The organism is Streptomyces sp. NPDC001002 (genome assembly GCF_053599215.1).
Map to the genome: position 1 here is coordinate 50,830 of NZ_JBSFLV010000051.1, position 13,202 is coordinate 64,031.

Consider the following 13,202-nt stretch of genomic DNA (forward strand, 5'->3'; position numbering starts at 1 on the left):
CTTGGCACCGGTCGCTGTCTCCGTCTTCGAGCTCGCCCGCCGTCAGAGGGCAAGGCCCAGCCGTCCCGATCCCCCACCGGGGGCTGCACCTCTTGGCTGCCGGTCCGCACGTTTGGCTTTGAGCCCGTCCGGCGTCTGAGGCCAAGGCTCTGCCATCCCGATCCCCCACCCACCCCCACTGAGCTGCGCCTTTTGCGGTCTGCGCCTCTTGAACTCCGGTCCGTATCTTTCAGCCCGTCCGGCGTTTGAGGACGAGGCCCCTTCAGGGCCGATCCGGGTCCGGGGCGGAGCCCCGGTGGGGTCGAAGGGGCGAAGCCCCTGGGATGGGACGGGTAGGGGCGGCGGGGGCGAAAACACCACCGCTCACAAACACCGTGCTCCACCCCCCACCCCCAGCGACAATGACCCGGTGCGGTACAGAATCCTGGGCATAACCCAGGCCGAGGACACCCAGGGCACCCCCCTACCCATCCCCGGCCCCCGCCTCCGCACCCTCCTCACCGCCCTAGCCCTCCACCCCGGCCGCCTCACCACCCCCGACACCCTCATCGAAGAGATCTGGTCGGAAACCCCACCCCACGACGCCCCCGCCGCCCTACAGGCCCTGATCGCCCGCCTCCGTCGAACCCTCGGCAAGGACGCCATCACCTCACCCCCCGGCGGCTACCGCCTCACGGCCACCCCGGACGACGTAGACCTGTTCGTCTTCGAACGCCTCGTACACGAAGCCACCACCGCCCTGTCGAACGACGACGCGACCACCGCCGCCCACACCCTCGACACGGCCCTCGCCCTGTGGCGCGGCCCCGCCCTCGCCGACCTCCCCGACCGCACGGCCGCGACCCGCGCGAACGCCCTGCACCTGGAGGCGACCCGAGCCCACACCGAGGCGTCCCTGCGCCTGGGCCGAGCCCAGGAACTCGTACCCCGCCTCAGAGAACTGACCACGACCCACCCGTACGACGAACCACTGCACGCGCTGCTCATCCGCGCCCTGCGCGACACGGGCCGCACGGCAGACGCCCTGGCCGCGTACGAGACGGCCCGCCACACCCTCGCGGAGGGCCTGGGCGCAGACCCGGGCCCCCAACTCCGCGCCCTCCACACCGAGTTGCTGACCACACCACCTCCGCCACGCCCCACCACCCCCACACAGCTCACCCACCCGTCCAGCCCCACTCACCCCACCGACCCCACTCACCCCACCGAATCCGGGAACCCCACCCACCCCGAGGCCCCTGCCCACCCCGAGCCCGCCCCCACCAGAACCGGCAACCTCCGTCCCCGACTTACCTCTTTCGTGGGCCGGGAACCTGAGCTGGACGCCATCCGTTCCGAATTGCACAGGGCCCGACTGGTCACGCTCACCGGACCGGGCGGCTCTGGAAAGACCCGCTTGGCCGAGGAAGCCGCCGCAGGCACCCCCCAGGCCTGGCTGGTCGAACTGGCACCCCTCGACCAGCCGGAGGCGGTGCCGGGCGCGGTGGTCAACGCCCTCGGTCTGCGCGAGACCGTACTGAAGACCACCGAGCTGACGGCCCCGCAGGACGACCCGATCGCCCTGCTGATAGAGCACTGCGCCCACCGCAGCCAGCTCCTGATCCTTGACAACTGCGAACATGTCATAGAGGCGGCCGCCACCCTCGCCGAGACCCTCCTCACCCACTGCCCCGGCCTCACGGTCCTCGCCACCAGCCGTGAACCCCTGGGCGTCCCCGGCGAGTCCGTGCGCCCGGTCGAACCCCTCGTCCCCGACCAGGCGCACCGCCTCTTCACGGAGCGCGCCACCGCCGTCCGCCCCGACGCGGCCGGCCTGCTCCGCGACGAGGTCAACAGCGCGGCGGTGGACGAGATCTGCCGCCGGCTCGACGGCCTGCCGCTCGCCATCGAGCTGGCCGCCGCCCGGCTGCGCCTGCTCACCCCCCGCCAGATCGCCGACCGCCTGGACGACCGCTTCCGCCTCCTCACCTCCGGGAGCCGCACGGTCCTGCCCCGCCAGCAGACCCTGCGCGCGGTCGTCGACTGGTCCTGGGACCTGCTCGACGAGCGGGAGCGGACGGTGCTGCGCGAGGTGTCCGTCTTCGCCGGCGGCTGGGACCTCGCGGCGGCCGAGGCCGTGTGCACGGGCCCCGCGGCCGACCTGATCGGCTCGCTGGTCGACAAGTCCCTGATCGTGGCGTCCCCGTACGAGCGGGACGGCGGCGACGGCATGCGGTACCGCATGCTGGAGACCATCCACGAGTACGCCGTCGAGCGCGCCGCCGAGGTCCCCGGACTGCGCGCCGCGGCCGAGCGCCGGCACCGCGCATGGGTGCGCGCGCTCGTGGAGGAGGCCGAGCCGCAGTTGCGCTCCGCCGGTCAACTCCCGTGGATCGCCCGCCTGGAGACGGAGCTGGACAACATCCGCGCGGCCCTGCACGGCGCCCTGGCCGAGGAGGCCGAGGCCGAGGCGGGCGCCCTCGCCATGGCCACGGGCTGGTTCTGGTGGCTGCGCAACTACCGCACGGAGGCCATGACCTGGACCGACCGCATCCTGCGCCTGGGCGTGGCACTGGACGCCGCCGAGCCGAGCCACTCCCACCCCGCGGCCGGCTCCACCGGTCCCGTCGACCCCATCAATCCCACCACCGATCCCAGCGACCCCACCGATCCCGTCGCCGCCTTCCTCGCCACGCCCGACGGGGAGACGCACCACCCCCTGCACTCCCTGCGGATGAACCTCCGGATGCTGCATCTGTTCCTCAGGATCGACGCCGAGCCGCTGGACGAACTCCTCGACGACCGCATGCGGGAGTACGTCGACCGGGTGCGCGGCCACTTCGCACGGGGCGGTCCGGACGCGGCCCGGGTGCCGGGGCTCGTGTGGCCGATGACCACCTTCTCCAGGGACGGCTCGGTGGGCATACGGGCCGCCCTGGACAGCACGGTCGCCAACTGCCGTGCTCACGGCGACGACTGGTCGATCGGCGTCAGCCTGATGTTCCGCACCCACATGATCGTCGACTCCTCCGGCGGCATGGCGGGCATCGACGACGACCTCGCGGAACTACGGGTGCTCAGCCGCCGGGTCGGCGACCGCTGGATGCGCGCCCAGGTGTGCAGCGCGGCCGGCGAGGCGGCGATGGTCCGCAGCCGGCCGGAGGAGGCCAAGGAGGAGTACGCGGAGGCCCTGCGGCTGGCCTACGAGGTGGAGGCGTACGCCGAGACCCCGTTCCTCCTCGCCCGGCTCGCCGAGGTCGCCTACCGCACGGGCGACCGCGCGGCCGCGCTGACGTCCCTGGACGAGGCGACCGCCGCCGCCGACCGCTACGGCGTCGCGGAGGCCCGGGCGTTCGTCAGGCTGATGGAGGCCCGCATCGCCCTGGACGACGGGGACACCGCCCGCGCCCGCGAACTGGTGGACGCGGTCCGGGCGGAGGTGGGCCAGGACGTGGCGCCGCCGCAGTTCATGGTGATGGTGCTGTCGGTCGAGGCGATGGTGGCGGTCGCCGAGTCCGGTCCGGAGCACGGCCTGCCCCGGTTCGTGGACACCATCCGGCAGGCGGTCGCGAAGCAGTGCGCCGACGCGGTCGTGGCGACCCTCGTGGACATGACGGCCGCCCTGCTGACCGACCTCGACGACCTCCCGCGCGCGGCCCGGCTGCTCGCCGCCGCCGAGCGCTGGCGCGGCGGCTTCCCACGCTCCCGTCCGGAGGGCGAGCGCGCCGAGTGGGCCGAGGAGGCCGCCCGCGCGGGACTGGGCCCGGAGCGGTACGCGGCGGAACGCGCGCGTGGCGCCACCCTCACCCAGGAAGAGGTCCTGGGCGAACTGGCCGAATTCGAGGAGCTGGAGTCCCACCAGCATCTGTTGGGGCACTAGGAAGCCGGGCCCTAGTGCCCCTTGTTGCCCTCGGCCGCCCTTGTCGCCCTCGGCCGTCCCTGTTGCCCTCAGTCGCCCTAGCCGCAGGTGAACTTCGACTCGGCCCAGTCCGCGAGCGCCAGGGAGTCGAAGTCGCTGAGCGGTTCGACGACCAGCCGTACGGTCTTGTGGCCGGAGAGGTTCACATGGACGGGCACCGGACGGTCCCCGCCCTGGACCGTCCCGGACCGCCACAGCCGGACGCCGTCGGCGTAGACCGAGAAGTGCACCCGGCCGATCCCCAGGGTCATGTCGTCGACGCCGACCAGTGCGTCGTAGGAGTTGCAGCTGCGGTTGAGGTCGATGGTGACGGAGGACCGGCCGTGCACGGTCACCCCGTGCGCGTACCGCTGGTCGGCGATCCACACCCCGTACCGCTGCCAGACCCAACTGCTCTCGCCGAGCCGCATCTCGGGCCCGGTGCCGTCTCCGGAGACGTTGTAGGACAGCTCGCTCCACTGGTAGACGGTCGGCGCGGGCGGGGGAGGCGGCGGTGTCGGGGTGGGTGTGGGGGTCGGCGTCGGCCTCGGGGTCGGCGTCGGCGTGGGAGTGGGCTTCGGGGTCGGCGTAGGGCTGGCCTTCGGCCGGGGTGTCGGCGTCGGCTTCGGGGTCGGCTTGGGGGCGGGTGCCGCCGCGAACACCGGGGGTTTCGGCTCGGGTTCCTTCGTCGAGGGCGCGGGCGTCGGCGCCTCCGGCTTGACCACCGGCGCGGACACGGGCGGCTTGGCGTCGGGCTTCTTGGGCGGGACCTCGCTGCCGGCCAGCGCGAGCGCCACCGCCGCTGCGGCCACCGCGACCACGCCGGCCGCGATGCCGGCCTTCACGGGCGCGCCGAGTCCCTCGGAGGCAGCGGCGCCACCGGCACCCGCCCCGCCGGACGAACTGCCGCCCGCCGCCACGGCCGCACCCGTGGCACCCGCCGCGCCGGCCCCCGCGCCACCGGCGATGAGCGCGACCACCTTGGCGTACCCGGCGGCACCGAACCAGCCGATGACCGCGACCGGCACAACACCCGGGATACCGCTGGCGACTTCCTTGATCTGGCCCGCGGCGAGGCGGCACTTGGCGCACTCCTCCAGGTGCTTGCGCAGGCCCCGTTCGGCACGGGTGCGCAGTCCGCCGCGGGCGTAGGCGCCGAGCCGGTCGGCGTAGCGGGCGCACTCCTCGTCGCCGACGAGCGCGGCGCTGACGTGGGCCTGGAGGTAGGCCTGCTTGAGGCCCTCGCGGGCGCGACTGGCGAGCACGCGCGTGCCGTTGGCGTCGAGCCCGAAGAGCGTGGCGACCTCGCTGGGCGACTCGTCCTCGACCTCGGTGTGCCACAGCACGGCCTGCCAGCGCTCGGGCAGCGACCGGAAGGCCTGCATGGCCATGGACTGCTCGGCCTCGTGCATCGCGCGCACATCGGCGCCCAGGTCCAGAGTGTCGTCGTCGGACACCTCGGAGCCGCGGGCGGCCTGGGCGGCGAACACCGCGAAGTCGTCGACCAGTTGCTCGCGCCGGGCCGACTTGGTCCAGTTCGCGGCCACACGGCGGACGGTGGTGAGCAGATAGGCGCGTACGGCGTGCTCGGGCCCCGAGCCGCCGCGCACCGCCTGCAGCATGCGGGCGAAGACCTCGGCGGTGAGGTCGTCCGCGGTGTGGGCGTCACGGCAGCAGGTACGGGCGTACCGGCGGACGGCGTCCGCGTGGCGCCGGTACAGCTCCTCGTAGGCCGTGTCGTCGCCCGCGCGCATGCGCTCGATCAGGTCGGCGTCGGCCGGTGGCAGATCCCTCGGCGGTGGCAGGACGCTGCCGTCCTCGCGCCGGTCGCGCTGCGCGGGCACGCTGCCCTCGACGGGCTCACCGCCCTGCGCCGGGATGGCGGCCTCGACGGGCTCGCCGCCGCGCCCCGCCCCGGCGGCCCGGCCACCCTGACTCGGTACCTGCGGGGAACCGCCGGCCTCCGGGTCACCGTCACCCAGTGACTCGTCCCGCCCGTCAACGCTCATCGCGGAAAGCCCCCGCCGCCTGACCTACAGTCGCGAACACCGGGTCAGAGTGCCATATTGGCTTTTGTTCAGGACCCCCTTGGAGGGGACCTTCCACTCGTCCGTGGGGACTTGTCGCGCCGCAGTGCTAGCGGTCACCCGTCCGGGGAAGGCTCAAATGGCGCTTCCGGGGCGGGAGTTGCGCCATCTGTCCGGAATGTCGAGCGTGTTGTGGGCTCGCCCGGGGGGCGCGGGCCGCGCACAGCCCACGCTCCTCCGTCACCTTTTCGAGTAACTCGGGCCATGACAGCGGCTGAAGAGGCACCGGCATGACTGCGTCCGGAGTCGGAGCGGAGCCCATGCCAACGGCCGGCGCCGCACTGCCACGACAACGGCCGGAGCCGCAATGTCACGCCGGCGGCTACAGCAGCAGCCGCACCGGTCGCGACCGCGGCCAGTCGCACAGGCCGCGATCGCGATCCGTCACAGCGGTCGGGACCGCAGCCCCTCCAGCAGGATGTCCAGCAACCGCGCCGACGCGGCGGCCTGCTGAGCCGCGTCCGGCAGCGAGGGCGCGGCCGTCGCGATCACCAGCAGGACGTCCGACACCGAGACGTCGGGCCGCAGTTCACCCGCCGCACGCGCCCGGTCCACGAGCTGGCCCACGACCTCCAGCAGCGCGGCCGCGCCCGTGTCGTCGTCCGCCGAGACCGCCGGTACCCCCTCGGGCACCAGCCGCAACTCCCCGGCGCCCGGCTGGGACCGCTGCTGCGGCACGCGCGTCTCGTCGTGCACGCCGTCGCTCTGCTCGTCCGCGACGCCGACCCTGAGCACCTGCGGCGGCAGCAGCCGCCCGGCACCCGAGGCCACCGACGTCCGCAGGAAGCGCGAGAGCGCCGACCACGGCTCGTCCTCCTGGCCGAGCGCCGTCCGGGCCTGGTCGGTCAGCCGGGAGGTCTCCTCCTCGGCTATCCGCCGCACCAGGACGTCCTTGCTCGGGAACCGCCGGTAGACGGTCCCCACACCCACCCGCGCCCGTCGCGCCACGTCCTCCATCGGCGCGCCGTATCCCAGCTCGCCGAAGACCTCGCGCGCCGCGCGCAGTACGTGCTCAAGATTGCGCTGTGCGTCCACGCGGAGGGGCGCCGTGCGCGTACCGTCCCCGCGTCCGTTCGCCGCCGCCGCGCTGACCACACCTGCCGGTGCGAGCGTGGACGCGGACGACCAATGAGTGTCCTGAATATGCATGAATGTTCCCCCGGTAATGACGTCTCCCCCCGGAGACTCTCCCCGCCATCGGCAGCCGGGGCTCGGGAACAAGCGCGACCACGGGCCCGCCCGTCGCGGACTCGATGAGCGCATCCCCCTACACCCCGTCGACACACGAACATAGTTGAGCGGGGGTCAATTCAGAAGGGGCAGGTTCCGCACGGAGCGCCCCCCGATCGGAGTACGGGCCGCATACGTCCCGATTACACCCCCCAAGGTCACCCGGCGCACACCTGCTGACCTGCAATCCTTCCGCGCACTCCGGCAATTCGGCCAAGTCCGGAGGTCCCCGACCCGCGGTCACACAAATTGTCGAGGCTGTGGACAAACTCAAGCGCTGGGTGCGTCATGGGATGGTGAAGGAACGTGCGCGCATTCTCGTTGTCGGCGGCGGCTACGTCGGGATGTACACGGCTCTGCGCCTGCAGCGGAAGTTGAAACAAGAACTCAAGCGGGGCGAAGTCGAGATCACGGTCGTCACCCCCGACCCGTACATGACCTATCAGCCGTTCCTTCCCGAAGCGGCGGCCGGTTCCATTTCCCCCCGCCATGTCGTCGTCCCGCTGCGCCGGGTCCTGGACCGCTGTCATGTGGTCATCGGTGAGGCGGAGATGATCGACCACGCCAAGCGCACCGCGGCGGTCATGACCCTCGCCACGGACGAGGAGGGCGCGGGCCCCGAGCGACTGGAGTACGACGAACTCGTCCTCGCGCCCGGCTCGATCTCGCGCACCCTGCCCATCCCCGGTCTCGCCGAGCACGGCATCGGCTTCAAGACCGTCGAGGAGGCCATCGGCCTGCGCAACCACGTCATCGAGCAGATGGACATCGCCTCCTCCACCAGAGACCCCGCCATCCGCGACGCGGCCCTGACCTTCGTCTTCGTCGGCGGCGGCTACGCGGGCGTGGAGGCGCTCGGCGAGTTGGAGGACATGGCCCGCTACGCCGCCCGCTACTACCACAACGTCGAGCCCGACGACATGAAGTGGATCCTCGTCGAGGCCTCGGACCGCATCCTGCCCGAGGTCGGCGAGGAGATGGGCCGCTACACGGTCACCGAACTGCGCCGCCGCAACATCGACGTACGCCTGCACACCCGCCTGGAGTCCTGCGTCGACCGTGTCGCCGTCCTCGACGACGGCGCCCGCTTCCCCACCCGGACGGTCGTATGGACGGCCGGCGTGAAACCCCACCCGATGCTCGCCGGCACCGACCTCCCGCGCAACGAACACGGTCGGCTGAAATGCACCCCCCAGTTGACGATCGAGGGCACCACGCACGCGTGGGCCGCGGGAGACGCCGCCGCCGTCCCCGACGTCACCGCCGAGAAACCCGGCACCGAGACCGCGCCCAACGCCCAACACGCGGTCCGCCAGGCCAAGGTCCTAGGCGACAACATCGCGCACTCCCTGCGCGGCGAGGACCTGGAGACGTACGCGCACAAGTACGTCGGCTCGGTCGCGTCGCTCGGCCTGCACAAAGGGGTCGCCCAGGTCTACGGGCGCAAGCTGAAGGGCTACCCTGCCTGGTTCATGCACCGCGTCTACCACCTCAGCAGGGTGCCCACCTTCAACCGGAAGGCCCGCGTTCTGGCGGAATGGACGCTCTCGGGTCTCTTCAAGCGGGAGATCGTGTCGCTCGGTTCGCTCGAACATCCCCGAGCGGAGTTCGAACTCGCGGCCGGTGGAAAGCCTCCTACCGACCCGAAGGGGTCGTCCTGACCGGAGTGAGGAACTCCGTACACCGCGCAGGCGTCTGACGGATGTCGCCCTCGTAGGCCACACTGCCAGACTGGTCCCACCCCTCGGACGAGCAGAAGCTCGCCCCTCGAACCCGCGAGGCTCTCCCCACAGTGCTGCATCCCCGGGGCGCCGACCCCCAGACCCCCGGCCGGGTCCGGAGTCGGCCGAAGACGACGACACGAGGCAAGGATTCGTGAATTTCACGCGCTGGAGCGCCCGGCTCCCCGGAACGCAGCGCCGCGCCGCAGCGCGGACCGACCACGCGGTCACCGCGGACCGGCGGACGGAGGGCGCGGGCTCGGTCCCCGCCGCCCGCGCCGAACAACTCACCGACGAGCCCCCGCCCGTACCGGCCGTCGACGACCTCCCCGTCCGCGAGGTCCTCGACCGCGTCCCGGCCCTCGTCGCCCTCGTCCACGGCCCCGACCACCGCCTGGCGTACGTCAACGACGCCTATGTGACGGCCTTCGGCGTACGCCCCCTGGGCGAACCGACCCGCGACGCGCTCCCCGAACTCGACGAACTGGGCCTGCTCCCGCTCCTCGACCAGGTCCTGCGCAGCGGCAAGCCCCGCACCCTCAAGTCCCGCAAGGCCCCGGACGGCCGCTCCTACACCTTCACCTGCACCCCGGTCGCCGAGGGCGACGACGGCGGAGTGCTCGTCTTCGCCACCGACGTCACCGACCACGCCGAGGCCGCCGAACGCCTGCGCGCGAGCGAACGCAGCCAGCGCGAGACCGCCGTCACCCTCCAGCGCTCCCTCCTCCCGCAGGAGCTCGAAGAACCCGACGACCTGCGCATCGCCGCCACCTACCAGCCCGGCGGCACCGAAGCGGCGGTCGGCGGCGACTGGTATGACGTCATCACCCTCGGCGGCGGCCGCACCGCCCTGGTCATCGGCGACGTCATGGGCAGAGGCGTCAGAGCGGCGGCCGTCATGGGCCAACTCCGCACGGCGGTCCGCGCGTACGCCCGCCTCGACCTCCCCCCGCACGAGGTACTCCAGCTCCTGGACGGCCTCGCCATCGAGATCGACGCCAACCAGATCGCGACCTGCGTGTACGCCATCCACGACCCGAACGAGGGCCGCCTGGTGTACGCCTCCGCCGGCCACCTCCCGATCCTGGTCCGCGACGAGAGCGGGGTCGTGCTGCGAGCCGACGAACCGACCGGCCCGCCCCTGGGCACCGGCGGCTGGATGCACTCCTCGGGCTCGATCCCGCTCGGCCCCGGCTCCACCGCCGTCCTCTACACGGACGGCCTGGTCGAACGCCGAAACGAGGACCTGGACGAGGGCATCGCGGCCCTCCAGCGCGCCCTGGCCGGCGCCACCGGCACCCCGCAGGTCGTCTGCGACCGCCTGGTCCGCTCGGCCGGCGTCACCGCCGACCACGACGACGACGTCGCCGTCCTCGTCCTCCAGCACCCGGCCCGTACCGGCCCCGACAGCGACCTCTTCCGCAACGCGGCCCTGGAGCTCCTCGGCGGCGTCGAAGCGGCCCCACGCGCGCGTGCGTTCGCCTCCGGCGTCCTGACCAGCTGGCGCTTCCCCACCGAACTGCACGACCTGGGCGTCCTGGCCGCCAGCGAACTCGTCGCCAACTCCCTCCAGCACGGCATCCCACCCATGCGCCTGCGCCTGCGCCGCACCGACCGCCGCCTGATCATCGAGGTCACCGACGGCGACGACCACCTCCCCCGCCGTCGCCGCGCCGAACCGGGCGACGAATCCGGCCGAGGCATCGCCATCGTCGCCACCATCGCCACGAACTGGGGCTCCCGCCGCACCCCGGGGGGCGGCAAAGCGGTCTGGTGCGAGTTCGTACTCCCACGCCCGACCTGACACCGCACACAAAAGCGGCCGCCACCCCTAAGGGCGACGGCCGCTTTCCCATCCCGATCGATCTCACGCCTCGGCGACAACCGGCTCCGCAGCCGCCCCACCCCGAGCAACCACCCGACTCCGCGCCACCGCCCAAGGCCGATCCTGTACGGCGGTCAGCTGCCGCCCGAGCCGCAGCGCGAGGAACGTGATTCCCAGCGAGAACAACAGGAACGCCACGATGTACGGCGCGTGCAGCGAGGCCCCCATCGGCCCGCCCACCGCGGGCCCGACGGCCAGCGCGAGCTGCTTCACCAGGGCGAAGGCGGAGTTGTACTGCCCGGCCATCCCCTCCGGCGCCAGATCGGCCACCAGCGGAGCGACGGTCGGCGACAGCATCGCCTCACCCAGCCCGAACAGCGCGTACGTCGACACGAAGGCCGCCGTCGCCATCTCCTTGCTGCCGTGCCCGAGCCCGGCGTACCCGGCCACGACCCACGCCAGGGCCCAGATCAGCCCCACGACCGCGATGACCCGCGACCGCCGGCGCCGCTCGACGAACCTCAGCACGGCGAACTGCGCGACGACGATCATCAGCGTGTTGGCGGCCAGCGCCGAGCCCAGCGCGGACGTGGAGATCCCGGCGGCTTCGACGCCGTACGCACTGAGCCCCGACTCGAACTGCCCGTAGCAGGCGAAGAACAGCACGAAGCCCAGTACGGACAGCTGCACCATGGCCCGATTGCCGAGCAGCTGCTTCCAGCTGCCCTTGGCCGACCCGGCAGGCGCGGCCCCGATGTGCGGGGAGTGCGGTGTCCGCACGGTCGCCATCACGACCGCCAGCAGCAGGAACATCGCCGCCTCGATCGCGAACAACAGCGTGAAGGAGGACGCGCGCGTGGTGTCGACGAGATGACCACCGATGAGCCCGCCGACGCCGAGCCCGAGGTTCTGGAGGAAGAACTGCATCGCGAAGGCACGCGAGCGCGTGTCCGATGTCGAGCAGTCCACGATCATCGTCGCCAGCGCCGGCTGCATCACGGCCTGCCCGGCCCCGAGCGCCGCCGCCGACAGCAACACGGTCGTCGCACTGCTCGCGAGCCCCAGGCTTAGCGCTCCCAGAGCGGCGGTGACCAGGGCGGCGATCAGAACCGGCAGGGGCCCGCGCCGGACGATGGCCCGCCCGGCGAACGGCAGTACGACCAACGCGGCCACGGCGAAGACGGCGAGGACGAGCCCCGCCGTCATGGCTCCCAGACCCCGGACCTGCGCCACATAGACGTACAGGTACGGGACCGTGAAGCCGAGCCCGAACGCGCTGAGTGCGTTTCCCACGTGGATCCGGCGCATCGCTGCGCCCATCGCCCTGGTCACGTTCACCTCAATCAAGTAGTTGAGACTCCTAGTAGTTAGGAGTGAAGACTTCGAAAGTAAAGTTCGAAGCTAAATAGTACACAGCGAAGGACTTCAAAGCAAAGAGGGTGCATGCCATACTGCGGCCATGGCCGAGACCCCTGGCGTCAACGAGCCGACGCTCGACGAGCAGATCGCCGCGTACCAGCGCGAGTTCCGGGACCTCGACCCCCAGGTCGAGCAGATCGTCTCGGCCCTGTCCCGGCTGAACCGCCGGATGAACGTCGCTTACGGCCGCCAGACCGCCGCCCTCGGCATCAGCAGCTCGGACTGGGAGGTCCTCAAGGCCCTGGTCCTCGCCGGCGCTCCCTATCGCTTGGGCCCCAGCGACCTCGCCAAGCGCCTCGGCCTGACGCCGGCCGCGATGACCCACCGCATCGACCGCATGGTCGGCGAGGGTCTGGTCACCCGGGAGCGCGACGAGTCCAACCGCGTCCGCGTGATCGTCGAGCTCACGGTGGAGGGCCGCGAGAAGTGGCTGGAGGCGATGCGCATGGCCACGGTCTTCGAGGAGGACCTGCTCCAGGACCTCTCCCCGGAGGACCGCACGGCCCTCGGCGACGTCCTCACCCGCCTGCTGCGCAGGGTGGAGCACGCCCAGCCGGACGCGGGCGGACGCCTCAGCGACCTGGACTGAGCCGGGCATAAAAGATCTTGACAGGGGTGGGTTGACAGCCCCTCTCCGGATGCGTAAAGTTCTTCGGGTTGCCACGGGGCCGTAACGGTTCTGCGGCAGCACCTCCGCCGCGTCAGCGGCAACCCAAACCTTCAGCACGATCTCCCAACCGGGTCGATTTCGGCGTGCCCGAATTCAATTCGATTTGGGGCTCGGTGGCCCGATTGGGAATCACCGAGAGGATCCGCTAAGGTTTGAGACGTCGGAACGGCCCAACAGCCGGAAAGACAACCCCATCTGACGGGGAATCGGACACCGAAAGGGTCTGATAGAGTCGGAAACGCAAGACCGAAGGGAAGCGCCCGGAGGAAAGCCCGAGAGGGTGAGTACAAAGGAAGCGGCCGTTCCTTGAGAACTCAACAGCGTGCCAAAAGTCAACGCCAGATATGTTGATACCCCGTCTCCGACCACTCTG

The 13,202-nt window shown here is 71.7% G+C and carries 7 protein-coding genes; 4 read left to right on the forward strand and 3 right to left on the reverse strand.

Going from position 1 to position 13,202, the window contains the following annotated elements; translation table 11 throughout:
- The first annotated feature begins 409 nt into the window (after positions 1-409).
- Positions 410-3,859 carry an AfsR/SARP family transcriptional regulator gene (locus ACWDR3_RS23595; RefSeq protein WP_450354509.1) on the forward strand — a complete coding sequence of 1,150 codons (3,450 nt, stop codon included), beginning with the start codon at positions 410-412 and terminating at the stop codon, positions 3,857-3,859.
- A gap of 77 nt (positions 3,860-3,936) precedes the next feature.
- On the opposite strand, the gene ACWDR3_RS23600 is transcribed toward ACWDR3_RS23595, so the two are convergent.
- Positions 3,937-5,886, reverse strand: coding sequence for a sigma-70 family RNA polymerase sigma factor (locus ACWDR3_RS23600; protein WP_450354510.1), 1,950 nt, complete (start codon positions 5,884-5,886; stop codon positions 3,937-3,939).
- 462 nt (positions 5,887-6,348) lie between these two features.
- Positions 6,349-7,113 carry a TetR/AcrR family transcriptional regulator gene (locus ACWDR3_RS23605; protein ID WP_450354511.1) on the reverse strand — a complete coding sequence of 255 codons (765 nt, stop codon included), beginning with the start codon at positions 7,111-7,113 and terminating at the stop codon, positions 6,349-6,351.
- 374 nt (positions 7,114-7,487) lie between these two features.
- Between ACWDR3_RS23605 and ACWDR3_RS23610 the strand changes: the two genes are divergently transcribed.
- Positions 7,488-8,855: an NAD(P)/FAD-dependent oxidoreductase gene (locus ACWDR3_RS23610; protein WP_450354516.1), complete on the forward strand. Its 1,368-nt coding sequence runs from the start codon at positions 7,488-7,490 to the stop codon at positions 8,853-8,855.
- A 214-nt stretch (positions 8,856-9,069) separates the two neighbouring features.
- Positions 9,070-10,719, forward strand: coding sequence for an ATP-binding SpoIIE family protein phosphatase (locus tag ACWDR3_RS23615; protein WP_450354512.1), 1,650 nt, complete (start codon positions 9,070-9,072; stop codon positions 10,717-10,719).
- A 63-nt stretch (positions 10,720-10,782) separates the two neighbouring features.
- On the opposite strand, the gene ACWDR3_RS23620 is transcribed toward ACWDR3_RS23615, so the two are convergent.
- The gene (locus ACWDR3_RS23620; RefSeq protein ID WP_450354517.1) at positions 10,783-12,060 is read right to left on the reverse strand and encodes an MFS transporter; all 1,278 of its coding nucleotides are present in this window, start codon (positions 12,058-12,060) and stop codon (positions 10,783-10,785) included.
- A gap of 139 nt (positions 12,061-12,199) precedes the next feature.
- On the opposite strand from ACWDR3_RS23620, the gene ACWDR3_RS23625 reads away from it, so the two are divergent.
- Positions 12,200-12,748: a MarR family winged helix-turn-helix transcriptional regulator gene (locus ACWDR3_RS23625; RefSeq protein WP_450354514.1), complete on the forward strand. Its 549-nt coding sequence runs from the start codon at positions 12,200-12,202 to the stop codon at positions 12,746-12,748.
- The last annotated feature ends 454 nt before the right edge of the window (positions 12,749-13,202 follow it).